This window comes from Streptomyces sp. NPDC086519 (assembly GCF_040686075.1).
In the GTDB taxonomy this organism is placed as follows: Bacteria; Actinomycetota; Actinomycetes; order Streptomycetales; family Streptomycetaceae; genus Streptomyces; species Streptomyces shenzhenensis.
Map to the genome: position 1 here is coordinate 1 of NZ_JBFBJL010000031.1, position 24073 is coordinate 24073.

Consider the following 24073-nt stretch of genomic DNA (forward strand, 5'->3'; position numbering starts at 1 on the left):
CCCTGGTCCGCTCGTGCCGTGGCGTGTCGAGGACCTGGCCGGGCGGGCCCTGCTCGACGATCTTTCCGCCGTCGATGAAGACGACCCGGTCGGCGATCTCGCGGGCGAAACCGATCTCGTGGGTGACGATGACAAGCGTGGTGCCGCTGGTGGCCAGGTCCCTGATGACGGAGAGGACCTCCCCGACGAGTTCGGGGTCCAGCGCGGAGGTGGGCTCGTCGAAGAGGATCACACCCGGCCGCAGGGCCAGGGCGCGGGCGATGGCGACACGCTGCTGCTGGCCGCCGGACAGCTGACGGGGGTAAGCGCCGACCCGTTCACCCAGGCCCACCCGTTCCAGGAGCTGCTTGGCCAGCGCCTGGGCTTCGGCTCTGGTCAGCTTTCCGGTGGCGACGGGGGCCGCGGCCACGTTGTCCAGCACGGTCAGGTGCGGGAAGAGGTTGAAGTTCTGGAAGACGAAACCGATCCGGCCGCGCTGGGCCAGGATAGCGCGCTCGCTCAGTTCCTTCAGCCTCCCGCCCTGCCGCTTCACCCCGATCAGCTCGTCGTTGATGCTGACGTAGCCGATCTCGGGCTTCTCCAGGTGGTTGATGACCCTCAGGAGCGTGGACTTGCCGGAGCCGGACGGGCCGAGGACGACGGTGACCTCGCCGGGGCGGACGCTCAGGTCGACGCCGTCCAGGACGCGGTGAGCGCCGTACCACTTGTGGACGTCGTGGATCTCCAGAGCGGCAGGGGCCGTCTCCAGAACGCCGGTGGCGGTCATACGGCGGCCTCCCGGCGGACACGGGCGCGCAGACCGCCAAGGCCCGCCCGCAGTTTCTGCAGGGGCGTCGGCGGCAGGCTGCGGGTGGCGCCCCGCGCGTAGTACCGCTCGACGTAGAACTGGACCACGGAGACGACGCTGGTGAGGATCAGGTACCAGGCGGTGACCACCAGCAGCAGCGGCACGATGTCGCCGGGGTAGGTGGAACCCATGCTCTGCGCGGTCCCGAACAGGTCGAGCAGCGAGACGTAGAAGACCAGCGAGGTGCTCTTGACCAGGCCGATGAGCTGGTTGACGTAGTTCGGGACGATCGACCTGAGCGCCTGCGGGAACACTATCTTGCGGAACTGGTAGCCCCTGGGCAGCCCGAGCGCGGCGGCCGCCTCGTGCTGGCCCTGGTCCACGGAGAGGATCCCGCCGCGGACCACCTCGGCCGCGTAGGCAGCCTCGTTCAGGCTGAGGCCGATGACGGCGATGGCCATGTCGGTGGCGAGCTTCGACTCGTCGAAGGAGAAGAACGCCGGACCGAAGGGGACACCGACACTCAACGTCTGGTACAGGGCGCTGAAGTTGTAGAGGAAGAGCAGCACCACGATGAGCGGGACCGAACGCAGCGCCCACACGTACGTCCAGCTGACCGCGCGCAGCACCGGGCTCCCCGACAGCCGGGCCAACGCCAGCAGGACACCGCCGACCAGGCCCAACACCGCACTGCAGGCGGTGACTTCGAGGGTGATGACCAGTCCGTCGAGAATGGTCGGCCGCCAGAACCAGTAGCCCCAGCGGCCCCACTGGTAGAAGGGGTTGGTCACCAGTCCGTGCACGAACTGGGCGACCAGGACCAGGACGACAGCGGTGGCGATCCAGCGTCCCGGCCGCCGCAACGGCACAACCCGCTGAGCGGCAAGGGACTTCGGCGGTTCGTCGGCGGCAGACGGCGCCTCGGGGGCGATGATGGCGCCTGGGGATTCACTCATGGCGGGCTCCGGCGGAGTCGGACACCACGTGTCCCACGGCCGGGGGGCCGCGCACACCGGGCCGTGTTCGGGCACGGCAGGGTGCGCGGGGGGGCGCGCGGGGCACGGGGCTGGGCGGACGGCGGCACACCGGACGGCCGGTGTGCCGACGGGGACGCTGGGGTGCGGGGCTGCGGGTGCTGGGCGAGAAGGCCTGGTCAGACCCGACAGCGGGCACGGCCCGGTGCGGTGCACGCGCTACACAGGGCGCTGTTGACACGGAGCAGGTCGACGGCGCGGTCGGCGACGAGCGGGCTCGGGTACGGGCGTACGCAGCCCTCGGCGCGGCGCTGGGCCGTCCTGGAAGCTGCGTACATGTCCGTCACCTGTCACTGTTCTGTCGGCCCCGGGGGGCCTCGCGCTTACCGAATCGTCGCTTGCCGAAACGTCGTCGGTCCGGTCGTCACCTGGGGCACCCCACCGCGATGCGAGGGTTGCCGGTCAGCAAGCCAGGGCTTGACGCTGACGCTCTTGACCGTTCTGGTCCGCAAGTAACGCAGTTGCCCGAACGGTTGTCAACGCCTGTCCGACTGGCGGGACGGTTCGGGCCGCTCTCACCTGCGCGGAACGCCGGGAGCGTTCGCCGCGTGGCCCGCCCAGTCCAGGATCTGGACGGCCGCGCCGGCGGCCTCCAGGCCCTGGCAACGGCCGTGGTGGCGGCGGGCGATGCCGTCGAGGTCGAGGTGGGCGCCGAAGGCCGGGTGGGCGGCCAGCCGCCGGGCGTAGGCCCACAGCACCGGGTGGGCGGCGACGGCGTGCACCGCGGCGGCGTCCAGGTGGTTGCGGTGCACGGTGTCGAGTTGCACCAGAGCCACCCACAACTCGATGTCCGCGGCCGTGAGTTGACCGCCGACCAGGAACTCCACCCCGGTCAGCCGGCGCTCCAGCCCGGCCAGGGCGGCGAGCAGCGCCTCCAGCGCCTCCGGGTCGCCGCCCTCGTGGCCGGCCCGTTGCGCGGCCTGCTCGATGTCCTCGGCGCACAGCCGCTCGACGGCCTCGATCTCGGTCCTGGAGCCGCACGGGTAGAGCCGGGCGACGCCGTCGCCGAAGTGCCGGTCCAGGTCGCGCAGGATGTCCCGGCTGTGGGTGCTGACGATACGGCCGGACCAGTCGTCGCTGAGCACCGGCGCGAGCGCCGGGCCCGAGTAGTGGTGGGCGCTGGCCTCGTACAGCGGGCGCAGCACCGCGTGGCTGCCGTCGGGACAGTCGGGGACGGCGGGCAGGAAGGTGACCGGACAACAGTCGTCAAGGGCCAGCAGGCTGTGGCCGACGGCGATGCGCAGGCCGTCCGGACAGGCGGTGGACAGGTGCAGCCGGTAGCGGCGCGGCACCGCGTAGTGGCCGCTGCGGGCGTCGCGGCCGATGCGGCCCCGGAAGGCGGGGGCGCTGCGGACGGACGGGAGGGCGGCGAGCGGAGTGATGGACATGCGTCTCCCCGGGGCGGGCGGGCGCGCGGACGTACGCGCGGCGCGGGCGTTCGTCGGTGGGTTCTCGGTGCGACTCGGTGAGTCCTGGCGGGCGGGCGCTCGGCGCGTGCGGCCGGGATCGGGCACTCAGCCTCTGCGGCCGGTGGCGCCGCAGGTCCGCAGCAGGTCGATGTGGCGGCGGGAGGTGAGCAGGGGGGCCGTCCAGGGCGCGGGGCTCTCGCGGCGCTGTCTGCCGGTGAGCGTGCGCAGGCGACCCATCTTTCCCTACCTTTTCACTAGGATTCCCACCTGGAGTGTCGATCGGCCCGTGCCCCGCGTCAAGGGGGCGTCCACGCCTGGGACACCCGGCCCCGAGTTGCCGCCGGACGGCAGGGGCGGTGCGCTGGTGGCTCAGGCCGAGTGACAGGAGCCGGACCCGATGACCGAGCCCCCGGGTCCCGGGCCGGTGCCGGGCGCCGTGCCCGAGACCTTCGCGTTCCGCTGCGGCCGGTGCGGTCACGGCTGGGAGGCCACCTTCCAGGCGGTGTTCTTCACCGACCCGGTCGCCGACCCGGAGTTGCAGAGCACCCTGGAGTACGTCGACGAGACCGGCCGGGCGGTGCGGTCGCCGCTCACGGACGCGGTGTGCCCGCGCTGCGGCAGCCGGCGGGTGCGGATCGCGGCGGCCTGATCCCGCTGCTCACCCGAATGGCACGTGCGAGTGGTCGGCGCTCCTGGCCGGTGGTGGCGTGGAGGGACGTACCGCGTTCCCGAGGAGGCAGTCGCGATGACCCGTCCGTCCCGACCCGCGCGTGTTCTCGCCACGGCCCTGGCGGCGGGGACCCTGTCCGCCACGGCGGCCTGCTCGGACGGCAGCGGCTCCCCCGAGGCCGCGACCGTCTCCCCCGCCGCCGAGCGCTCCCCCGACGCCTCCCCCACCCCGGCCCTCACCGGCGCCGGGGCACAGGCCGCGCTGATCACACCGGCCGACATCGAGGACGACTGGCAACTGGCCGGCGACGCCGCCACCTGGCGCAACCAGATGCTGGTCGGCAAGGTCGACGTCGCCCAGTTCCTCAACGCCAAGTCCGCTGCCGCCGACTGCCAGCGGCTGCTGGACAGCCTCTACTCCGACACCCTGCTGGGCCGCGCCACCGGCGCCTCCGGGCTGCGCGGCTTCACCGCGGAGGACTCCCGGCTGCTGTACCAGGTCGGGGACTACGGCCAGGCCGCCATGGACGCCACGGTCAACTGGCTGAAGGGCCTGCCGGAGAAGTGCAACCAGTTCACAGCCACCGCCTCGGACGGCAGCAAGCGGACCGTGCAGGTCGTCGAGTACAAGGAACCGCCCAAGGTGGCCGACGCGCTGGCGGCGCTCACGGTCACCGTCCAGGGCACCTCGAACGGGCAGCCCGCCACGACCACCCTGGACGTCGCGGCGATGCGCGTCGGCGCCTCCGGGGCGGCGGTCACCAACGGCGGCCTGTCCGGCGTCGACCACGACAGCACCGCCCTGGCCGTCCAGAACGGCACCCAGCGCCTCCAGGACGTACTGGCCGGCAGGACCCCGGCTCCGCTGCCGAGCCAGTTCGACTAGCCGGCTCAGTGGGGCATCGGGTCCCCGGTGTTCTTCTGGGTGGTGCCCGGCTCTCCGTTGTCGCGGTGCCATACGACGACGAGTTCGTCGCGGGTGCCGAAGCGGACCAGGTGTCGGCCGACGACGCCCTCCAGGAGTTCCAGGTTCTCGGGGTCCGTCTCCACGGTGAGCAGCAGGGCGCCCTCGGTCGCGGTGAGGGTGCCGGTGCCGTTCTGGAAGACGATGCCGCCGGTGCCGGTCTCCTCGTCCCAACTGGTCTGCGAGCGGCGGCCGAGGTGCGAGGCGAGCTGCTTGGCATAGCGGGCGGCGCGGTCGGTGGGAACGCGGGCTTCGGAGCGGGCCATCTGGGACTCCCGGTGCTTCGGGGGCGGGGCATGCGGTGACGGGCTCACGCTACGTCGGGACGGGGGGTGCGGCGCCGTACCGGGGGCCGCAAGCTATGCATGCCGATCACGTCAGCCGGCTCACCGTCCGCGAGGCGGCCGGCCGCGTCAGCCAGCCCCCGACGTACGCCCCGGCCGTGGGCCGCGCGGCACCGTGCCGACGAGCGGCGGTACCTCGTGGCGTCCGCGATCGCGCCGACCACGGCAGACCGCCGGGTTCCCCGGTACGACGAAGGGCCCCCGCCGACTCTCGTCCGCCCATTAGCGGCGGGCCTCGGTCCATTCGTCGTTCTGTTCGGCCAGCACGGCGCCGACCAGGCGGATGACGGCGGTGCGGCCGGGGAAGATGCCGACCACGTCGGTGCGGCGGCGGATCTCCTTGTTCAGCCGTTCCTGCGGGTTGTCCGACCAGATCTGCCGCCAGATCTCACGCGGGAACGCGGTGAAGGCCAGCAGGTCGTGCTGGGCGGCGTCCAAGTGGGCTGCGGCCTTGGGGAGCTTGGCCTCCACCGCGTCCGGGACGTGCTGCATCTGAGCCTTCACGGCGTCGGTGTCGGGTTGCTCGAAGACGGTCCGCAGCAGCGTGGCCACCCAGGGTTGGGCCGATTTCGTCATCGTGCTGATCTCCTTCGGGCTTCGACACCTCGAAGATCAGCCGGTGGCCGTTCATCCATGCGGGCGTCATCCCGACGCCGGAGCAAACCCCCGGGTCAGGTCGAACCCGTACACCATCTCCATGGACGCAACCCCGACGAGATCTGCAAAGCGATGCCAAATGGTCATGACTCAGGCGTCACCGCCACTCGGGTGAGCTTGCCAGGTCGAGGTCTTAGTAACTCTTCAGTAGTCACTGACCTGTGACTTTAGTAGATCTGGTCCGGAGGAGATCACCATGGCCGGCCCGCTCACTTCTTCACGTGAAGTGCGGTCACGAGGGTGTCCGGGTTCGCCATCACAAACGATCACGGACATCCTCCCTTCGTGCCGCCGCTCGAAAAGACTCGTCTGGATGACGCTTTCCGAAAGCACCCCAGCGGCCGGGCGCTACGCCGACTTCCTCTCGCCGTTCCCCAACGAGATCCACCAACTCGTCGCACGACTGCCGCGACGCGCATCGACCGTGCGATCCGTGAGACCGGATCCGAGGCTCGCGAGATCCAGGCCTAACCACTCCGAAACGACGCCGAAACATCTGCTCTGTCTACTCAGCGGAGACGCTGATTCATTTCAGTGAACATGGCTACTTCAGGAGTCATCATGAGCGACAACCTCGACCTGGCCGCCCTCTGTGAGGCCGGCGGCACCAAGTTCATCCTGGCGCTCTTCGTCGATCTCAACGGCAAGCCGTGTGCCAAGCTCGTGCCTGTCGAGGCTGTCGACAAGCTGGCCACGGAGGGCGTCGGTTTCGCCGGGTACGCCGTCGGCGCGATCGGGCAGGAGCCCAAGGACCCCGACCTGATGGTGATCCCGGATGCCGCCTCCTTCACGCCGGTCCCTTTCGTCAAGGAAGGCCTGGCGATCGTCCACTGCGACCCCCACGTGGAGGGCGAGCCGTGGCCCTTCGCTCCCCGTGTGATCCTCAAGCAGGTCGTCGCCAAGGCGGCCGCCGCCGGTTTCGTGCCCTACGCGGGCGCCGAGGTGGAGTACTTCCTCCTCAAGCGCGACGCGACGGGTGCCCTGGCCCCGGCGGACAGCGACGACGTCGCGGCCCAGCCGTGTTACGACGCGCGTGGGGTCACCCGGATGTATGACCACCTGACCTCGATCAGCACCGCGATGAACCAGCTCGGCTGGGGCAACTACGCCAACGACCACGAGGACGGCAACGGTCAGTTCGAGCAGAACTTCCAGTACGCCGACGCCCTGACGACGGCCGATCGAGTCATCACCCTCCGCTATCTGTTGAGCGTGCTCGCCCAGGAGCGGGGCATGATCGCGACCTTCATGCCGAAACCGTTCGCCAACCGCACCGGCAACGGCCTCCACCTCCACCTCTCCCTGCGCGACACCGCGACCGACACCCCGGTCTTCCCGGCGAGCAGCGGGGGCGACGAGGACTCGGTCGGTCTGGGGCTGTCGAAGACGGCGTACTCCTTCGTCGCGGGCATCCTGGAGCACGCGACCGCACTGCAGGCGGTCATCGCACCGACGGTCAACTCCTACAAGCGGACCGGCGCGGTCGCCTCCAGTGCGAGCGGTGCGACCTGGGCGCCCAAGCTGCCGACGTACGGCGGCAACGATCGGACCCACTACGTGCGCATCCCGGACAACCAGCGCATCGAGCTGCGCGGTGGCGACGGCTCGGCCAATCCGTATCTCGCCATCGCCGCGGCCGTGGACGCCGGCCTCGACGGCATCGCCAGCGGCCTCTCCCTCGGCGAGGTCGGCACCGGTCCCGAGACCCCCTTCCCGCTGACGCTGCTGCACGCCGTCGAGGCCTTCGAGGCCGACGTCGTCGTCAAGGCAACCCTCGACGTCGCGGGCCCGGGGGTCGCCGACTACTTCGCGAGCCTGAAGAAGGACGAGTTCTTCGCCTACCACGCGGCCGTCTCCGGCTGGGAGCACGACCGCTATCTCACCGCCTTCTGAGGCTCCGTCATCCCCGAGAAAGGGACTCAACACATGTGCGGAATCGTTGGGTTGCACCTGCGCAGCCCCGAACTCCACCCCCGCCTCGGTGAGCTCCTCACCGGGATGCTGTGCGAGATGGAGGACCGCGGCGCGGACTCGGCGGGCATCGCCGTCTACGGCAACGAGGACTGGTCGCCGCGCGGCCGGGGCTCGGTCTCACTGATCGACATCGACGTGCCCGCCGAGACGGTTGCGGCGGCGCTCGGCGCCGAGACCGGCACCGAGGTGACCGCCATCGTCGTCGACAACGTGGTGCTCGCCAGCGCCGGCGTCGACTCCGAGGTGCTGCTGTCCGCCGCGCGGAAGGCCTACCCGCACGTCCTCATCGGCGGCTTCGGCGAGGACCTCGCCGTCCTCAAGGGCGTCGGCGCCCCCCGGGCGCTGGCCGAGAGCTGGGGCCTCGCGAAGGCGCAGGGCTGGCAGGGCGTGGGCCACACCCGGATGGCGACCGAGTCGGCGGTCACGTCGTCGGGCGCGCACCCCTACGCCGTGGGTCCGGGCGAGTGCCTGGTGCACAACGGCTCCTTCTCCAACCACGCCACGATCCGCCGCGACCTGCGGGCCGCCGGCGTCGAGTTCGACTCGGAGAACGACACCGAGGTCGGCGCCCGCTTCGTCGCGCACCGACTCGCGGACGGCAAGGGCGTCGACGAGGCGCTCACCGACCTGACCCGGACCTTCGACGGCTTCTACACCCTGCTGGTCTCCAACCGGGACAGTTTCGCCGTCGTCCGCGACGCCATCGCCTGCAAGCCGGCCGTCATCGCCGAGACCGACGACTGGGTGGCGATGGCCTCGGAGTACCGGGCCCTCGCCCACCTGCCCGGCGTCGAGAACGCCCGGATCTGGGAGCCCGAGCCCGAGGTCATCTACCACTGGAACCGTCAGGAGGTGTCGGCATGAGCTCCGCCGACGAGGCAGTGCCCGCCTTCGACCTGAGCACCACGCCGCTGCGCGAGGTCAACCAGGCGCTCCACGCCGCGGGTCTCGAAGGTGAGTACGTGATCGAGAACCCACGCGGCGCCCACAACGTCGCCGTCGGTCTCGACGCGCCGGTCAAGGTCACCGTCAACGGTCACCTCGGCTACTACGCCGCCGGCATGAACCAGCAGGCCGAGGTCGTCATCAAGGGCAACGCCGGCCAGGGCCTGGCCGAGAACATGATGAGCGGCACCATCCATGTCACGGGCTCGGCCTCACAGTCGGCCGGGGCCACCGGCCGCGGCGGTCTGCTGGTCATCGACGGAGACGCCGGCGCCCGCTGCGGCATCTCGATGAAGGGCATCGACATCGTCGTCGGCGGCGACGTCGGGCACATGAGCGCCTTCATGGCGCAGAAGGGCCGCCTGGTGGTCCGCGGGGACGCGGGGGACGCGCTCGGCGACTCACTCTACGAGGCCCGCATCTACCTGCGCGGCACCGCCAAGTCGCTCGGGGCCGACTGCGTCGAGAAGGAGATGCGGCCCGAGCACCTCGAGGAGCTGGCAGGCCTGCTCAAGGCCGCCGGCTTCGAGGACGACGACCCGGCGTCGTACAAGCGCTACGGCTCGGCCCGCACTCTCTACCACTTCACCCACGAGAACGAGTACTGAGGCAGGACCCGATGACCCTCACCCCCGACGACCGGGCCCGGCTGGGCCTGCGCGAGTCCGCCACGTTCGACCGGGCGACCATCGCCGCGATCCAGCGTGCCGCCGAGACCGGCATCTACGACATCCGCGGCTGGGGCGCCAAACGCGCCCTGCCCCACTTCGACGACCTGCTCTTCCTCGGCGCCTCGGTGTCGCGCTACCCGCTGGAGGGATACCGCGAGCGGTGCGGCACCGACGTGGTGCTGGGCGCGCGCAACGCCAAGTACCCCCTGCGGCTCGACATCCCGGTGACGATCGCCGGCATGAGCTTCGGCGCCCTCGGCGCCAACGCCAAGGAGGCCCTCGGCCGCGCGGCCTCGGCCACCGGCACCTCCACCACCACCGGCGACGGCGGCATGACCCCGGAGGAGCGCGGCCACTCCAAGCACCTCGTCTACCAGTACCTGCCCAACCGCTACGGCATGAACCCGGACGACCTGCGCCGTGCCGACGCCATCGAGATCGTCCTCGGCCAGGGCGCCAAGCCGGGCGGCGGCGGCATGCTGCTCGGCCAGAAGGTCTCCGAGCGTGTCGCGGGCATGCGGGACCTGCCCGCCGGCATCGACCAGCGCTCGGCCTCGCGCCACCCCGACTGGACCGGCCCGGACGACCTCACCATCAAGATCAACGAGATCCGTGAGATCACCGACTGGGAGAAGCCGGTCTACGTCAAGGTCGGCGCCTCGCGCACCTACTACGACGTCAAGCTCGCCGTGCACGCCGGCGCGGACGTCGTGGTGGTGGACGGCATGCAGGGCGGCACCGCCGCCACCCAGGACGTCTTCATCGAGCACGTCGGCATCCCGACCCTCGCCGCCGTTCCGCAGGCGGTGCAGGCGCTCCAGGAACTCGGCGTCCACAAGAAGCCGGACGGCGTCCAGCTCATCGTCTCCGGCGGGATCCGATCCGGTGCCGACGTCGCCAAGGCACTCGCCCTCGGTGCCGACGCCGTCGCCATCGGCACCGCCGCCCTCATCGCGCTGGGCGACAACGACCCGAAGTACGCCGCGGAGTACGAGAAGCTCGGCTCGGCGGCCGGGTTCTACGACCAGTTCCAGGCGGGCCAGGACCCCGCGGGCATCACCACCCAGGACCCGGAGCTGCAACAGCGGCTCGACCCGGTCGAGGGCGGCCGCCGAGTCGCCAACTACCTGCGGGTTCTCACCATGGAGGCCCAGACCATCGCCCGCGCCTGCGGCAAGGCCCACGTCACCCACCTCGAACCCGAGGACATGGTCGCCACCTCCATCGAGGCAGCCGCCATGGCCCGCGTCCCGCTCGCCGGTACCTCCTGGATCCCCGGAGGGGGGTTCTGATGGCGACGAAGGCAGTGGTCGTCGGAGGCGGCCTGATCGGACTCTCGATCGCCCGGGCACTGACGCAGCGCGGACTCACCGACGTGCTCGTCCTGGAGCGGCACCAGCTCGCCGGCGGCGGCACCGGCAAGTCCAGCGGGATCGTCCGCGCGCACTACGGCGTGCCCTCGATCGCCGCGATGGCGTGGCGGAGCCTGCCGGTCTTCGAGGAACTCGGCGACCGGGTCGGCTTCCGCCAGGTCGGCTACACCGTCATCGTCGGCGAAGAGAACACCGAGCCGCTCAGGGCCAACACCGCCATGCACCAGGGCCTCGGCGTCCACGTCGACCTGATCGACAACGACCGGCTGGCCGGGCTGTGGCCGATGATGGAGGTCGGCGACGTCGCGCTGGCGTCGTACGAACCGCGCGGCGGGTTCGCGGACGCCACCCAACTCGCCCTGCACTACGGGCAGGTGGCCCGTGACCAGGGCGCGCGCATCCGGCAGAACACCCCCGTCGCCCGCATCCTCACCGCTGGCGACAAGGTGACGGGTGTCCAGCTCGACGGCGGTGAGGTGGTCGATGCCGATCTGGTCGTCGTCGCCTCGGGCTGGTGGTCGGCGAAGCTGCTCGCCGACCTCGGGATCGACTTCCCGATCGATGCCTACCGCTCGGAGCTCCTCATCGTCGACGCCGGCGAGCCGCTGCCGGACCTCCCGGTCGTCTCCGACCTGGTGAGCCTGCAGTACTGCCGGCTGGAGGGCGCGGGCCAGTTCCTCGTCGGCAACAGCGACCACGCCGACTTCCAGAAGAAGTTCGTCGACCCCGACAACTACTCCAACATCGCCGGCGAGGCCAGTATCGAGAAGTACGCGGAGAAGGTGATGCACCGCTTCCCGGGCTTCCCCGAACCGTCGGTCACCCACACCTACGCCGGCGTGTACGACGTCCCGCCGGACTGGAACCCCGTGATCGCCCCGGTCGGAGGCATCGAGGGCTTGATCCTCTCCGCCGGTTTCGCCGGCCATGGCTTCAAGATCAGCCCGGCCGTGGGCGACCTCGTCGCCGACCTGGTGTTCGAGGGCGACAGCACCGATCCCGACATCCCCGCCTCGGACTTCCGCCTCGAACGGTTCGCCGAGGGCAAACCGCTCAGCAGCCTGCACCCCTATGTCGGTGCCGGCGAGATGCGGTGACGTGACCGGGACGCTCGCCCCCTCCCGGGTGGCCCCGACGCCCTGGCGCAACGGTGCCGGAACCACCCGGGAGCTCGCGACCGGGACAGACGCGTCCGGCCGGGTCCTGTGGCGCCTCAGCGTGGCCGATCTCGACCGCGACGCGCCGTTCTCGACGTTCCCCGGGCTCGATCGCCTCTTCGTCGCGCTCGGCCCCCTGCGGCTGACGGTCGACGGGCGGCAGCGGCGGCTCGCGGTCGGCGACCAGGCGCGGTTCGCCGGCGAGGCACCGGTCGCGGTGGCCCTCGACACGCCCACCCGGGCACTCAACGTGATGACGCGACGGGGCGCGTGCCGGGCGGAGGTGATCCTCCGGCCGGTGGGCGGCCCTCGCCTCCCAGCCGACGCCACCGTCCTGCTGGACGAGCTGGCCGCCGACGTACGACTCTTCAAGGAACCCGATGACTGAAACCGTTTCCTCCCTGCTCGCCGAGATCGCCGACGTCGGCACGGACCCCCAGCGCGGCGGCTGCACCCGGTCCGTCTGCTCCGGTGCCGAATTCGACCTGCGCTCGTGGTTCGTCGCCCACGCGCAAGAGCACGGGCTGGACGTCGAAACCGACCGCAACGGCGTCATCTGGGCCTGGCACGGCGGCGTCGGGGTCGAGGCACGCCGTCACCCGCCACCTCGTCGACGAGATCCGGCACGCCGCGTGCAGGCTCGCCACGGAGGAGGGCTGCACCGCGGAGATGACCGAGGAGTCCTTCAGCTCCACCGTCGACTTCGACCCACGCCTGCGCGACCGGCTCACCGACGTGCTCGACGCGGCACCGCAGCTCGGCACCGGCGCCGGCCACGACGCCGGCGTCCTCAAGGACCACGTCCCGACCGCGATGGTCTTCGTACGCAATTTCACGGGCGTCTCGCACGTCCCCGCCGATCAGGTGGAGGACGCCGACGCCGGGATCGGCGCCGCGGCGCTCGCCGACAGCCTGGAGACCCTGCTCCGCCGGTGAGACTCGGGCACGGCGCGAGGGTGGGGGGTGCCTGGCGGGCCGCCGCGGTGAACCCAGGCCCTGCTTCAGCACCCGCAATGTGCCCCGGACATGATGCCGGCCGGCGGGCCGGACGCCGGCACCGAGCCGTCACCGGCCCCGGGCATCGGAGCGTTCGCGGAGCGGCCTCACTTGGTGCCGTCGGGGAAAGCGATCACGGACAGGAAGCGGATCGGCAGGTCCACCAGTTCGACGGGGCCGTGGGCTCCCTCGCCGTCGAGGATCAAGGTGTCACCCGGCTTGAGGCGGTAGACACTGCGTCCGTGGCCATAGTCCATCGCCCCTTCCAGCATGTAGATGAACTCGGTGCCGGGGTGCTGGAAGAGCGGATAGGTCTGGCTCTTCGCGGTGAGCGTCACGAGCAGGCACTCAAGGCGCCTGTGCTCACCGCGAAGGGACCCGAGGAGCTTGTAGTCATGCCCCACCTGGCTGCCACTGCGAACGATCGGTGTGCCTCGCCCGGCCTTCACATAGGAGGCCGGGCGCTCGACGTCAGCTCCGCGGAACAGTGAGGTCACCGGAATGTCGAGGCCTTTGGCCAGCAGGGAGAGCGTGCTGAGGCTGCACGAGGTCTGGGCATTCTCGATCTTGGAAAGCATCGCTTTGGAGATACCGACCTTGGCCGCCAGGTCGGTGACCGAAAGCCCGCGCTGATGGCGCAGTTCACGCACATTGCGGGCGATCGCCGACTCGAGTTCGAGCGTCTCGATCGGCTCGTCGGCATGGCGGTCGCGTGCCGTGCCGACGTTGCGCAGCAGCGCGTTCGCGTCATCTCCCATACGTACACCCTAACGTCACAGCGTCCACTGCCAGTGACCGCGGCCAGCCGGCTCGCCGCAACGGGAGCCGCGCCCACCGTGGTTGCCAGGCCGACGCATGCGCCCGGACACGGCCGCCGCCTCGGCGGCTTCGTCCGCGACCGGATGCCAGGCCTCGACCCCCGAGCCGGTCGCCGAGGCCGGCTGCCGCTACGCCTGCTCGGGGCACGGCGCCAAGTTCGTCCCGCCGACCGGGACGATGGCCGCCGACCTGGCCACTTCCCCGGGGTTCCGGTTGGACCGGGCGGCGCGGGAGTGGCCGAAACTCGCGCTTAATTCGGCGCTCGAGCGTCCGTAACACACCACAGGTCTACTGCGATGAAACTTCGTTTCCTTTCATGGGGCCCACTGCCTGTGGGACTCCTGGATCCACTCCGCGGAGCGTGCGCATGGACACCGGAAGCACCGCATGGATGCTCGCAAGCACGGCACTCGTCTGTCTGATGGTGCCGGGGCTGGCCCTCTTCTACGGCGGCATGGTCGCCGCCAAGAGCGTCCTGAACATGATCATGATGACCTTCGGAGCCGTCGCCCTGGTGGGCTGCATCTGGGTCGTCTACGGCTTCTCGGCCTCCTTCGGCGACTCGATCGGCGGCGCCGGACTGCTCGGTGACGTCACCGAGTACTTCGGTCTGAGCGGTGTGATGAAGGACGACCCGAACGCCGTCATCCCGCTCTCGGTGTTCGCCGCCTTCCAGGCCCTGTTCGCGGCCCTGACCGCCGCCCTGATCTGCGGGGCGATCTCCGACCGCATCAAATTCGGCGCCTGGATGGCCTTCACCGGCATCTGGGTGACCCTGGTCTATCTGCCGGTCGCCCACTGGGTGTTCGCCTTCGACGGCAAGGGCGTCGTCGGCGGCTGGATCGTCAACAGACTCGGCGCCATCGACTACGCCGGCGGCACGGCCGTCCACATCAACTCCGGTGCCGCGGCACTGGCGGTGATCCTCGTCCTCGGCAAGCGCCTGGGCTGGAAGAAGGACAGAGGCACCGAACGGCCCCACAACCTGCCCCTGGTGATGCTCGGCGCGGGCCTGCTGTGGTTCGGCTGGTTCGGCTTCAACGGCGGCTCCGCCCTCACCTCGTCCAACGCGGCGTCCGTCGTCGTCCTCAACACCTTCACCGCGACCTGCTCGGCGATGCTCGGCTGGCTCGTCGTCGAGAAGCTCCGTGACGGCCACGCCACCAGTCTCGGCGCTGCGTCGGGCGCGATCGCCGGGCTGGTCGCCATCACCCCGTCCTGCGGGGCGGTGTCCCCGGTCGGCGCGCTGCTCCTGGGTGCGATCGGCGGCGCGGTCTGCGCGCTGGCCGTGGGGCTCAAGTACCGACTCGGCTACGACGACTCGCTCGACGTCGTAGGCATCCACCTGGTCGGCGGCATCACCGGCACGCTGCTCGTGGGCGTCCTGGCCACCTCCGACGCCCCGAACGGTGTCGATGGCCTGCTCTACGGCGGTGGTCTCGGCCTCCTCGGCAAGCAGGCGGTGGGCGCCTTCGCCGTACTGCTGTACTCCTTCTCCGTCACCTGGCTCATCGCCAAGGCCCTCGACAAGACCATGGGCCTGCGCGTCCGCCCCGAAGTCGAGGAGGGCGGCGTGGACGTCCACCTGCACGCCGAGAGCGCCTACGACCTGCTCCACCCCGTGACCACCGATTCAGCGCGCACCGCCTCCTCGTCCCCGACGCTCTGATCCGGAATTCGATACGCCGGAGGGCAGGCGGCCACACCCGGCCGAGCGGTAGCACGGTCGGGTGTCGGTCGATCTCCCCGTCGTCCGGCATCAGCCACTTGAAGAACTGCTGCAGTCCCTTGTGCTTGTTCAGGGCGGTCGACGCCGACCGCGTCTCGATCATCCAGGCCTGGAACGCCTCCACGTGCGCCCGGCCGACCTCCACCGGGCCCCCGGCCGCCGCGCCGGCCTCGGGATCCGGCGAGTACTCGCCCACGTACCGCGCCAGCCGCGCGGCCGCCGGCAGACAGTTGTAGGGCGTGGTCTCCGGGTAGTTCCCGGCCCGCAGCGAGCGGTCCCAGTCCCGTAGGAACCCCGACCAGGCCTGCGGCAGACCCGCGGTCATCTTCTCCAGGTCCAGCAACGGCATCTTCGCCGGCCTCCGAGTGAAGGTGCCGGTGAGCGGCATGCTCAACCTCGAAGATCGGAAACGACCCAAACCAAAAGGGCCCCACAGGCTCTCGCCCGTGGGGCCCTTCACACCGTCGGGACGACAGGATTTGAACCTGCGACCCCTTGACCCCCAGTCAAGTGCGCTACCAAGCTGCGCCACGTCCCGCTGCGGAGTCACGCGGTGGCCCGCGTGATCACGCAGGTCAACACTACCGCACGCGTACGGGTGCTGCCGCCGACCGCTCCGTGGCCGGGCCGGCGACGCGGCTCGCGCGGCGCACCGGGACGAGGAGGGCGGCCCCGGCGGCGGTCAGGCAGAACAGCGCGAGCAGGGCCCAGGCGTGGGTGTAGCCGGAGGCGTACGGCAGCCCGGAGGGCTGGAGCCGGCCGGTGACCAGGACGCTGGTGAGCCCGGCGCCGATGGAGCCGCCGATGGTGCGGATGTTGGCGTTCATGCCGGTCGCCGCGCCGGTCTGCTCGGGCGGCACGCTGCCGACGATGAGGTTGGCCATCGAGGCGAAGGCCAGGCCGATACCGAGGCCGAACAGGCCCGCGACGACGCCGATCTGCCACTGCTGGTCATGCCAGAGGGTGAGGAAGCCGCAGGCCAGTGCGCCGAGCGCGGCTCCCGCGGTGAGCTGCGCCTTGGCGCCGACGCGGTGTTCGAGGCGGCCGCCGATGACGCCCGAGAGGAACATGGCGATGAGCATCGGCAGCATGAGCAGGCCGGACTCGGTGACGGTGGCGCCGAACCCGTACCCGGCCGCGGCCGGGGTCTGGACGAAGCCGGGCAGGAAGGACCAGATCGCGTACATGCCGGCGCCGAAGAGAAGGGCGGCCGTGTTGGTGGTCCAGACGGCGGGCAGCCGCATCACGCGCAGGTCGATCAGCGGGGTGGCGGAGCGGGTCTCGGCGAGCAGCCAGACGGCGAACAGGACGACGGCCGTGCCGAACAGGCCGAGGACCCTGGCCGAGCCCCAGCCCCACTGCCCGGCCTGGCTCAGCGGCAGCAGCAGCGCCACCAGCCAGGCGGAGAGCAGTCCGGCACCGAGCCAGCTGACGCTGCCCTCGGCCCGCTTGGGCGACTCGGGGACGTAGCGGGCGGCGATCAGGACGGTCACCGCGACCACGCCGACCGGGATCCAGAACAGCCAGCGGTAGTCGAGCGCCGAGACGATCGGGCCCGCGGCCACGATGCCGACGCCGCCGCCGGCCGCGATCACCGCGGACAGGTTGCTGATGCTGCCGCTGACCTCGGCCGGGGTGAACTCGTCGCGGATGATGCCGAACGAGAGCGGGAACAGGGCGCCGCCGATGCCCTGGACGACCCGGGCGACGATCAGGACGCCGATGTTCGGCGCGAGCGCGGCGAGCAGGCAGCCGGCCAGGACGGCCAGCAGGACGGCGACGAGGGTGCGCTTCTTGCCGATCAGGTCGCCGACGCGGCCGAGTATCGGGGTGAAGACCGAGGCGGACAGCAGGTAGGCCGTCATCACCCAGGTCGCGGTGGACTGGGAGGTGTGCAGGGCGTGCTGGACGGTCGGCAGGGCCGGTGCGACCAGCGACTGGAGCATGGAGAACACGCCGGCACCGGTCGCGAGGACCGCGAAGGTGAGGCGGGTGGACTTCCGGGGCATGAAGGACCTCTCCGAAATCGGAACGGAGGGAAAAAGGGAAAGGGGAAAGGCGGAAAAGGGGAAAAGCCAGGGAAAACGGAGGAGAACAGAGGAAAGGCAAGGGAGATGTCGGTGAGCGGGCGGGACGTGGGGACCGGGCCGCGTCCGGCCATGGCGTCGCCACTCCGCACTGCTAAAGTGGAGGTACCCCTCCACTCTACTGGAGGCCACCCTCCGCTTCAACCGAAGTCGAGGAATCCCTCCGGTTCACCCTTGTCACGCGGGAGGCAGCAGTGACGGACAGTCCGTTCCCCGTCAGTGGAATCGTCGCGTCCCGGAGACCGCACCGTAAGGACGCCGCCCGCAACTACGACGCGCTGATCGCGGCCGCCCGCGAGGCCTTCGCCGAGCGGGGCGCGGACGTCTCCCTGGAGGACGTCGCCCGCCGCGCGGGGGTCGGGATCGGCACCCTGTACCGGAACTTCCCCACCCGCCGCGACCTCTTCGAGAGCGTCTACGCGGACGAGGTCAACGCGCTGTGCCGGGCCGCCGTGGACCTGGCCGAGCTGGAGCCGTGGCAGGCGCTGACCTCGTGGCTGGACCGCTTCACCGGCTACATGGTCACCAAACGGGCGGTGCGCGAGGCCCTGAACGACGAGTCGGAGATCTTCCAGGCCTGCCGTGACTCGATGTACGCGGCCGGCGGCCCGCTGCTGGAGCGGGCCCAGAAGGCGGGCGTGGTCCGCACCGACATGGAGATCGGCGACCTGCTCCGCATGGTCTCCGGCATCACGGCCACGGCCTACGAGGACGACGCCCAGCGCGACCGCGTCCTCGGCATCGCCCTGGACGGGGTGCGCGCCGGCCGCTAGGGGCTCCGGTCCCGCGGTCGGAGTCCTACGGCGGCAGGCCGTACGGCTCAGAGCCGTACGACGATGAGCGCGACATCGTCCAGGCCGCCGCTGGCGACGCCCAGGCGGGCCAGGACGGTGTCGGCGAGCTGCTCGGTGCCCAGGTGGTTGAACTCGCCGAGGACATGGGCCAGTTGGTTCAGGCCGACATCGATGTCCTGGTCCCGCCGCTCGATGAGCCCGTCGGTGTACAGGACGAGGGTGTCGCCGGGTTTGTAGGCCAGGCTCGCCTGCGGGCGGGGGACGTGGTACGGACGGACGCCGAGCGGGGGGTCGGTGGCCTGGTCCAGCAGTTCGCAGCTGCCGTCGGGGTGGATGAGCATCGGCGGCAGGTGGCCCGCGCTGCTGTAGGTGATCAGACGGCTGCGCATGTCGACGACGGCCTTGACGGCGGTGGTGCCCAGCGCCCCCTCGACGCACCTGGCGTACAGGCCGAGGACCTCCAGGGCCTGGGCGGGGCGTTCCAGGGCCCGGATGGCGGCGGACAGGGCGCTGCGGAGCATGCCCATGACGGCCGCCGCCTCCAGGCCGTGGCCGATGACGTCGCCGACCGCGACGGCGAACCGGTCGGGCGGGATGTCGGCGACGTCGTACCAGTCGCCGCAGACGTTGAGGGAGCCGGTGGCGGGCAGGTAGCGCACCGCGATGTCGCGGTGGTGGGCCAGGTCGGGGACGTGGAGCATGGCCTCCTGCAGGATGAAGGCGACCTCGCGTTCACGGGTGTGGGCCTGCCGCAGCTCCTCGTTGAGCCGTTGCAGCTCACGCGCCCGCGCGTACAGTTCCGCCTCCAGGGCCTGCGTCTCCTGCGGCCGCTCCCCTGGCTGGACGCTGTCGGGATGGGTGACCCGGTACTCCTTGACGAACGCGGTGACGTCCTCCACCCGGTGGATGATGTAGGTCACCTGCCCGGCCGGGCCGAGCACGGGGGTGTTCACCGGGGACCACCAGCGCTCCTCGAAGACCCCGGGCCTCCCCATGACGGGGATGTCGTACTTCTGCAGCGCCATCGTGTCGGGCCGGCCGGTGGCGAGGACCCGGCGCAGCGACCCGCCGAGATTGCGGACCCCGTCGGCGTCGGGGTCGGCGGGATTGTCCGGGAACGCGGTGAAGATGTGCCGCCCGAGCAGGTCCTCCCGGGTTCGCCCGGTGGCCGCCAGATAGGCCCGGTTCACATCGACGATGACCAGGTCGGGGCCGAGTACCAGATACGGGCTCGGTGTCGCGGCGAACAGCGCCGTGTGATCAACCCGCGATGCCACCGCTGACGCTCCTTCCCGCCTCAACGGCTTCCCCCTCAATCTACGGTCCGTGCTGCGGCTCCGCCCGCCGTGCGACCGGCCCTGCGGACCCGGCGGGCCGGCGCGGGTCGTGCGAGGCTGGAAGCCCGACGCTGGGAACGGGAGCACGGATGAGCGCGAGCGCGAGCCCCGCGGGCGGCCCGGATCCGGGGCCGACCGGTGCCGGCAACGGGCCCGCCGTCTCCCGTCGGGAGTTCGACGAGCTCTTCGCGGCGGTCCGCACCTGGGGCCGCTGGACCCCGGCCGACCGCGGCGCCTGGAACCGGGTGACCGCGCGGCACGTACGGCGGGCCACGGGTGCCGTGCGGTCCGGTCAGGTCGTACCGCTGGCGCTGCCCTGGAACACCGTGCCCGGCCCCGACAACCCCCGGCCCGCCCTGCACCACATGACCGATCTCGGTGACGTGCAGAGCCCGGAGCCCGCCACCCACAAGGACTTCATCGCCGCCGACTACCACGGCAAGGCCGTCACCCATCTCGACGCCCTGTGCCATGTCTCCTACCGGGGGCAGCTCTACGACGGCCGGCCGGCGAAGGAGGCCGTCGGGGCGGCGGGGGCCCGGTTCGCGGCGGTGTCGGCGCTCGGCCCCCTCGTCACCCGGGGGGTTCTCCTCGACCTCCCCGCCGTCCAGGGGATCCGCTGGCTGGAGCCGGGGCTGGCGGTGCGCGCGGCGGACGTCATCGCCGCGGAGCGGGCGCTCGGCGTGCGGATCGGCGAGGGCGACGCGGTGCTGCTGCGCTCCGGGCAGGCCCGCCGCCGCGCGGACCTCGGCGCCTGGGACCCGGACACGGCCTGCGCGGGCTTCCACGTGGACGCCGTACCGCTGCTGGCCGAGCGCGGCATCGCGCTGCTCGGCGGCGACGGCGACAGTGACGTACGGCCCTCCCCCGTGGACGGTGTGCACTCGCCCGTCCACGCCCTGCTGCTGGCCGCGATGGGCGTACCGCTCCTGGACAACCTCGACCTGGAGGCCCTGGCGGCCGCGACGGCCCGGGCGGGACGGCACGAGTTCCTGCTCGTCGTGGCGCCGCTGGACATCCCGGGCGGGACGGGCTCGCCGGTCAACCCGGTCGCCGTTCTGTGACGCCGAATGGGCAATGTCCGTAATGCAACGTATATCCTTTTATGTTAGAGAAGCGGACTCTGCGGGAGCGAATGAGGCGAAGCGTGGTTCGGGGCGGCGGGAAAGCGGCAGCGACGAGGCGTGCGACGGACGGCAAAGGGCCCGCCCGTTCGCGTGAGCGGTTCCTGCAGGGCGAGGCGGTCGAGGCCGGCGTCCGCGTCCCCATCTGGCAGTCGTGGCAGCGCTGCCGGGCCCTGGGGCTCTCCCCGGACCAGCCCGGGCTCCCCTTCCTGGACGACTTCGAGCGCGATGCCCCGATCATCCGCGCGGCCGTGCCGGTGCTGGACCGGCTGCAGTCCTGGTTCGCCGGCACCAGGATGAACATCTCCCTCGCGGACGCGAACGGGACCGTGCTGCTGCGCCGCTTCGGAGAGACGTCCCTGGCCAGAACCCTCCCGGCGTTCCAGCGCGTCCCCGGGTTCGTCTTCGCCGAGCAGTACGCCGGCACCAACGGCATCGGGCTCGCGCTGGCCGAGCGGCAACTCGTCCAGGTCTACGGCGCCGAGCACTTCGCCGAACGCTCCCAGGGCAACGCCTGCCGGGCCCTTCCGGTCCGCGACCCGATCAGCGGCCGCATCGAGGGCGTCCTTTGCCTCGGCTACCCGCGCGGCGCCGAGGACCCGGCGCTGGCCACGGTGATACGCCGGGCTGCCCACGCCATCGAGCGGCGGCTGCTCGGACAGAGTTCCGAACGCGAACGCGCCCTGCTGCGGGCGTACCTGGACACCGGCGCCGAGACCGCCGCCCTGCCTCACCACAGGGTCGGGGTCGGCGACCTGGGCCCCCGGATGCGCCCCGGCGACCAGGCGACCGTGCTGGAAAAGGCCGCCGAGCTGATCTCCTGCGCACAGCGGGCCGCGGTCCGCGTGGCCCTGTCCGACGGCCGGCAGGTCACGCTGGTGAGCCGTCCGATGACGACCCCCACCGGGGTGGAGGGCTTCGTCACCGAGGCCATCCTGCCCGGCCCCGCACCGCGCGCGCCCCTCCTCGTCGCGCGGCCCGCCGAGGAACCGCGCCTCACCCTCGTCCCCACCGACCTCGCCCGCGCCACCGCCGGGTCCGCCACGGCTGCCACGTCCGCGGAAGCCGCCGTCTCGCGCGTCGAGGCGACGTCCGTCGCCCTCGCCGTCCCGCCGTCCGCGGCCGTTCCCGTGGCCGCTGACGGCGGGACAGCACCCGTTCCCGTGGTGACCGGGCCCGTGCCCCTGCGAGCCGCCGGTACGCACGGCGCCGGCACGTCGACGGGCGGTCCGGGCGGCGCGCCGGGCGGGGGCGACGACGCGGCGGCAGGCGGTCGTCCGGACGCGCCGCCCCCGGCGGGTCCGCCGGCCAGAGGGCTGGTGCTGGTGGGAGAGCCGCACGTGGGGCGGTACGCGCTCGCCGCCCGGCGCCGCCTGGAACTGCTGAGCGACGCCAGCGCGCGCGTCGGGACCACCCTGGACGTGCGCCGTACCGCCGAGGAACTCGCCGAGACCGCCGTGCCACGGCTGGCCGACTACGTCACCATCGACCTGCCCGAGGCCGTACTGCGGGGCGAGGAGGCCGCCGACCCCTTCTCGGACCTGTATCGCACCGTGGTCCACGGCATCGCCGACGACTGTCCGTTCCACCCGGTCGGCAAGCGCGTCGACTACGGCCCGGCCACGCCGCAACTGCGCTGCCTGACCAGCGGGCAGGCGGTGCTGGAACCGGACCTGAGGACAGCCGTGGGCTGGCTCGCCCACGACCCGCAGCGCACCGAGGTACTGCTGAGCCACGTCCACTCCCTCGTCGCCGTCCCCCTCGTGGCCCGCGGCGTCATCCTCGGCGTGGCCGCGTTCTACCGCGGGCAGCACCGCGCCGCCTTCGACGACGACGACCGCTCGCTCATCCAGGAACTCGTCGGCCGCGCCGCCCTGTCCGTCGACAACGCCCGCCGCTACACGCGCGAGCGCACCATGGTGCTGGCGTTGCAGCGCAGCCTGCTCCCGCAGGGTCTGCCCGACCAGGACGCCGTCGAGGTGGCGCACCGCTACCTGCCCGCGGAGTCCGACGTGGGCGGCGACTGGTACGACGTCATCCCCCTCTCCGGCACCCGGGTCGGCCTCCTGGTCGGCGACGTGGTGGGGCACGGGATGCTCTCGGCCGCCACCATGGGGCGGCTGCGCACCGCCGCCCGCAGCTTCGCCGAACTCGACTTCTCCCCGGACGAGGTCCTCACCCACCTCGACAACCTGGTGGGCCGCCTCGACCGGGAGGCTCCCGCCACCGGCGAGGCGGGCATCATCGGCGCGACCTGCCTGTACGCCGTCTACGACCCGACCACGCAGCAGTGCACCATGGCCCGTGCCGGGCATCCGCCCCCCGCGCTGGTCCTCCCCGACGGCACGGTCCGCTTCCCCGACCTGCCCGCCGGGCCCCCGCTGGGCCTCGGCGGCCTGCCCTTCGAAGCGGTCGACGTCGACCTGCCCGAGGACAGCCGGCTGGTCCTCTACACCGACGGGCTCATCGAGGGCCGCAACCGCGACGTCGACGCGGTCCTCGACCGGCTGCGCGACACCCTCGCCCACCCGGATCGCACACCCGAGGAGATCTGCGAGACGGTCCTGGACACCGTGGCGCCGGTCCACCCGACCGACGACATCGCCCTGCTCGTCGCCCGCACCCGTGCCCTGCCCCCCGACCGGATCGCCACCTGGGACCTGCCCGCCGACCCGTCCCTCGTCAGCGAGGTCCGCTCGTCGGCGCTGCGCCGGCTGGCCGACTGGGGACTCGAGGAGACCGGGTTCGCCGCGGAGCTGGTGCTGAGCGAACTGGTCACCAACGCCATCCGCCACGGCTCCGGTCCCGTGCGCGTACGTCTGCTGCACGGCCGCACCCTGATCTGCGAGGTCTCCGACCACAGCAACACCGCCCCGCACCTGCGCCGGGCGGCCACCACCGACGAGGGCGGCCGCGGCCTCTTCCTGGTGGCCCAGCTGACGCGGAGCTGGGGCACCCGTTACATCCGGGAGGGAAAGGTCATCTGGGCGGAGTGCGCGCTCGACGCCGCCTGAGGCCGCGGGCGCCCGGATCGTGGCCGCTCACGGTTGGGGGCCCGGCCGACCCGTCGGTGTATCGCGGCCGTCAAATTCGCCACGTGTTCGCCACATGGACGCCAGATCCGGAATGCCACGATCTGTCCCACTAGTATCGCTGGCGAGAGGCCAGAGCCGGGACGAAGAAGACACCAGGCCGACCACCCG

The 24073-nt window shown here is 71.6% G+C and carries 21 protein-coding genes, 1 tRNA gene, 2 pseudogenes and 1 riboswitch; of the genes and pseudogenes, 13 read left to right on the forward strand and 11 right to left on the reverse strand.

Annotated features, from left to right (window positions below; genetic code table 11):
- The 4 genes from AB0P24_RS27215 to AB0P24_RS27230 all read right to left on the reverse strand — a co-directional run.
- A partial coding sequence (locus AB0P24_RS27215; RefSeq protein WP_365798384.1) for an amino acid ABC transporter ATP-binding protein occupies positions 1 to 766 on the reverse strand: 766 nt, incomplete at its 3' end.
- Positions 763 to 1743: an amino acid ABC transporter permease gene (locus AB0P24_RS27220; RefSeq protein ID WP_365798386.1), complete on the reverse strand. Its 981-nt coding sequence runs from the start codon at positions 1741 to 1743 to the stop codon at positions 763 to 765. The genes AB0P24_RS27215 and AB0P24_RS27220, both read right to left, overlap by 4 nt.
- Before the next feature lie 392 nt (positions 1744 to 2135).
- Positions 2136 to 2259: riboswitch (SAM riboswitch) on the reverse strand.
- Positions 2260 to 2336: 77 nt separating this feature from the next.
- Positions 2337 to 3209, reverse strand: a complete 873-nt coding sequence (locus AB0P24_RS27225) for a glutathione S-transferase C-terminal domain-containing protein (RefSeq protein WP_365798388.1) — start codon at positions 3207 to 3209, stop codon at positions 2337 to 2339.
- A 126-nt stretch (positions 3210 to 3335) separates the two neighbouring features.
- The gene (locus AB0P24_RS27230; RefSeq protein WP_365798390.1) at positions 3336 to 3467 is read right to left on the reverse strand and encodes a hypothetical protein; all 132 of its coding nucleotides are present in this window, start codon (positions 3465 to 3467) and stop codon (positions 3336 to 3338) included.
- 160 nt (positions 3468 to 3627) lie between these two features.
- On the opposite strand from AB0P24_RS27230, the gene AB0P24_RS27235 reads away from it, so the two are divergent.
- Positions 3628 to 3879, forward strand: coding sequence for a hypothetical protein (locus AB0P24_RS27235; protein WP_365798392.1), 252 nt, complete (start codon positions 3628 to 3630; stop codon positions 3877 to 3879).
- A 96-nt stretch (positions 3880 to 3975) separates the two neighbouring features.
- Positions 3976 to 4785, forward strand: a complete 810-nt coding sequence (locus AB0P24_RS27240) for a hypothetical protein (RefSeq protein WP_365798394.1) — start codon at positions 3976 to 3978, stop codon at positions 4783 to 4785.
- A 5-nt stretch (positions 4786 to 4790) separates the two neighbouring features.
- On the opposite strand, the gene AB0P24_RS27245 is transcribed toward AB0P24_RS27240, so the two are convergent.
- Both AB0P24_RS27245 and AB0P24_RS27250 read right to left on the reverse strand, forming a co-directional pair.
- Positions 4791 to 5129, reverse strand: a complete 339-nt coding sequence (locus tag AB0P24_RS27245) for a DUF2218 domain-containing protein (RefSeq protein ID WP_365798396.1) — start codon at positions 5127 to 5129, stop codon at positions 4791 to 4793.
- Positions 5130 to 5432: 303 nt separating this feature from the next.
- Positions 5433 to 5777 (reverse strand): annotated as a pseudogene (locus AB0P24_RS27250) (transposase); the annotation flags it as partial.
- Between the two features lie 648 nt (positions 5778 to 6425).
- Between AB0P24_RS27250 and glnT the strand changes: the two are divergent.
- The 7 genes from glnT (at position 6426) to AB0P24_RS27285 (ending at position 12920) form a co-directional block, all read left to right on the forward strand.
- Positions 6426 to 7757 carry a type III glutamate--ammonia ligase gene (gene glnT, locus AB0P24_RS27255; protein WP_365798398.1) on the forward strand — a complete coding sequence of 444 codons (1332 nt, stop codon included), beginning with the start codon at positions 6426 to 6428 and terminating at the stop codon, positions 7755 to 7757.
- A gap of 33 nt (positions 7758 to 7790) precedes the next feature.
- Positions 7791 to 8702 carry a glutamine amidotransferase gene (locus tag AB0P24_RS27260; RefSeq protein ID WP_365798400.1) on the forward strand — a complete coding sequence of 304 codons (912 nt, stop codon included), beginning with the start codon at positions 7791 to 7793 and terminating at the stop codon, positions 8700 to 8702.
- Positions 8699 to 9391, forward strand: coding sequence for a glutamate synthase (locus AB0P24_RS27265; RefSeq protein WP_365798402.1), 693 nt, complete (start codon positions 8699 to 8701; stop codon positions 9389 to 9391). The genes AB0P24_RS27260 and AB0P24_RS27265 overlap by 4 nt, the downstream gene beginning before the upstream one ends.
- A gap of 11 nt (positions 9392 to 9402) precedes the next feature.
- Positions 9403 to 10746: an FMN-binding glutamate synthase family protein gene (locus tag AB0P24_RS27270; RefSeq protein ID WP_365798404.1), complete on the forward strand. Its 1344-nt coding sequence runs from the start codon at positions 9403 to 9405 to the stop codon at positions 10744 to 10746.
- Positions 10746 to 11924, forward strand: coding sequence for an FAD-dependent oxidoreductase (locus tag AB0P24_RS27275; RefSeq protein WP_365798406.1), 1179 nt, complete (start codon positions 10746 to 10748; stop codon positions 11922 to 11924). Before AB0P24_RS27270 ends, AB0P24_RS27275 begins: the two co-directional genes overlap by 1 nt.
- Before the next feature lies 1 nt (position 11925).
- Positions 11926 to 12372, forward strand: a complete 447-nt coding sequence (locus tag AB0P24_RS27280; protein WP_365798408.1) for a HutD family protein — start codon at positions 11926 to 11928, stop codon at positions 12370 to 12372.
- Positions 12373 to 12455: 83 nt separating this feature from the next.
- Positions 12456 to 12920 (forward strand): M20/M25/M40 family metallo-hydrolase, encoded by a 465-nt coding sequence (locus tag AB0P24_RS27285; RefSeq protein WP_365798410.1) that lies wholly within the window; start codon positions 12456 to 12458, stop codon positions 12918 to 12920.
- Positions 12921 to 13087: 167 nt separating this feature from the next.
- On the opposite strand, the gene AB0P24_RS27290 is transcribed toward AB0P24_RS27285, so the two are convergent.
- The gene (locus tag AB0P24_RS27290; protein ID WP_365798413.1) at positions 13088 to 13738 is read right to left on the reverse strand and encodes an XRE family transcriptional regulator; all 651 of its coding nucleotides are present in this window, start codon (positions 13736 to 13738) and stop codon (positions 13088 to 13090) included.
- Between the two features lie 428 nt (positions 13739 to 14166).
- Here AB0P24_RS27290 and AB0P24_RS27295 point away from each other — a divergent pair, with 428 nt between their 5' ends.
- Positions 14167 to 15468, forward strand: coding sequence for an ammonium transporter (locus AB0P24_RS27295; RefSeq protein ID WP_365798415.1), 1302 nt, complete (start codon positions 14167 to 14169; stop codon positions 15466 to 15468).
- A gap of 97 nt (positions 15469 to 15565) precedes the next feature.
- Here the strand turns inward: AB0P24_RS27295 and AB0P24_RS27300 are convergent.
- The 3 genes and pseudogenes from AB0P24_RS27300 to AB0P24_RS27310 form a co-directional block, all read right to left on the reverse strand.
- Positions 15566 to 15916 (reverse strand): annotated as a pseudogene (locus AB0P24_RS27300) (phage integrase N-terminal SAM-like domain-containing protein); the annotation flags it as partial.
- A 76-nt stretch (positions 15917 to 15992) separates the two neighbouring features.
- Positions 15993 to 16066: transfer RNA gene (locus AB0P24_RS27305), tRNA-Pro, on the reverse strand.
- A gap of 43 nt (positions 16067 to 16109) precedes the next feature.
- Positions 16110 to 17537, reverse strand: a complete 1428-nt coding sequence (locus AB0P24_RS27310; RefSeq protein WP_365798417.1) for an MFS transporter — start codon at positions 17535 to 17537, stop codon at positions 16110 to 16112.
- Between the two features lie 272 nt (positions 17538 to 17809).
- Here AB0P24_RS27310 and AB0P24_RS27315 point away from each other — a divergent pair, with 272 nt between their 5' ends.
- Entirely contained in the window at positions 17810 to 18388 is a 579-nt protein-coding gene (locus tag AB0P24_RS27315; RefSeq protein WP_365798419.1) for a helix-turn-helix domain-containing protein, read from the forward strand.
- A 47-nt stretch (positions 18389 to 18435) separates the two neighbouring features.
- Here AB0P24_RS27315 and AB0P24_RS27320 read toward each other — a convergent pair whose 3' ends face one another.
- Positions 18436 to 19686 carry a SpoIIE family protein phosphatase gene (locus AB0P24_RS27320; protein WP_365798421.1) on the reverse strand — a complete coding sequence of 417 codons (1251 nt, stop codon included), beginning with the start codon at positions 19684 to 19686 and terminating at the stop codon, positions 18436 to 18438.
- A gap of 149 nt (positions 19687 to 19835) precedes the next feature.
- On the opposite strand from AB0P24_RS27320, the gene AB0P24_RS27325 reads away from it, so the two are divergent.
- Together AB0P24_RS27325 and AB0P24_RS27330 are read left to right on the forward strand one after the other, a co-directional pair.
- Positions 19836 to 20810 carry a cyclase family protein gene (locus AB0P24_RS27325; protein ID WP_365798423.1) on the forward strand — a complete coding sequence of 325 codons (975 nt, stop codon included), beginning with the start codon at positions 19836 to 19838 and terminating at the stop codon, positions 20808 to 20810.
- A gap of 83 nt (positions 20811 to 20893) precedes the next feature.
- Positions 20894 to 23884 carry a SpoIIE family protein phosphatase gene (locus tag AB0P24_RS27330; RefSeq protein ID WP_365798425.1) on the forward strand — a complete coding sequence of 997 codons (2991 nt, stop codon included), beginning with the start codon at positions 20894 to 20896 and terminating at the stop codon, positions 23882 to 23884.
- Positions 23885 to 24073: the final 189 nt, after the last annotated feature.

Coding starts and splice junctions, on each gene's coding strand:
- AB0P24_RS27220 (WP_365798386.1), bottom strand. CDS start 1,743: ATGAGTGAATCCCCAGGCGCCATCATCGCCCCCGAGGCGCCGTCTGCC.
- AB0P24_RS27225 (WP_365798388.1), bottom strand. CDS start 3,209: ATGTCCATCACTCCGCTCGCCGCCCTCCCGTCCGTCCGCAGCGCCCCC.
- AB0P24_RS27230 (WP_365798390.1), bottom strand. CDS start 3,467: ATGGGTCGCCTGCGCACGCTCACCGGCAGACAGCGCCGCGAGAGCCCC.
- AB0P24_RS27235 (WP_365798392.1), top strand. CDS start 3,628: ATGACCGAGCCCCCGGGTCCCGGGCCGGTGCCGGGCGCCGTGCCCGAG.
- AB0P24_RS27240 (WP_365798394.1), top strand. CDS start 3,976: ATGACCCGTCCGTCCCGACCCGCGCGTGTTCTCGCCACGGCCCTGGCG.
- AB0P24_RS27245 (WP_365798396.1), bottom strand. CDS start 5,129: ATGGCCCGCTCCGAAGCCCGCGTTCCCACCGACCGCGCCGCCCGCTAT.
- glnT (WP_365798398.1), top strand. CDS start 6,426: ATGAGCGACAACCTCGACCTGGCCGCCCTCTGTGAGGCCGGCGGCACC.
- AB0P24_RS27260 (WP_365798400.1), top strand. CDS start 7,791: ATGTGCGGAATCGTTGGGTTGCACCTGCGCAGCCCCGAACTCCACCCC.
- AB0P24_RS27265 (WP_365798402.1), top strand. CDS start 8,699: ATGAGCTCCGCCGACGAGGCAGTGCCCGCCTTCGACCTGAGCACCACG.
- AB0P24_RS27270 (WP_365798404.1), top strand. CDS start 9,403: ATGACCCTCACCCCCGACGACCGGGCCCGGCTGGGCCTGCGCGAGTCC.
- AB0P24_RS27275 (WP_365798406.1), top strand. CDS start 10,746: ATGGCGACGAAGGCAGTGGTCGTCGGAGGCGGCCTGATCGGACTCTCG.
- AB0P24_RS27290 (WP_365798413.1), bottom strand. CDS start 13,738: ATGGGAGATGACGCGAACGCGCTGCTGCGCAACGTCGGCACGGCACGC.
- AB0P24_RS27295 (WP_365798415.1), top strand. CDS start 14,167: ATGGACACCGGAAGCACCGCATGGATGCTCGCAAGCACGGCACTCGTC.
- AB0P24_RS27310 (WP_365798417.1), bottom strand. CDS start 17,537: ATGCCCCGGAAGTCCACCCGCCTCACCTTCGCGGTCCTCGCGACCGGT.
- AB0P24_RS27325 (WP_365798423.1), top strand. CDS start 19,836: ATGAGCGCGAGCGCGAGCCCCGCGGGCGGCCCGGATCCGGGGCCGACC.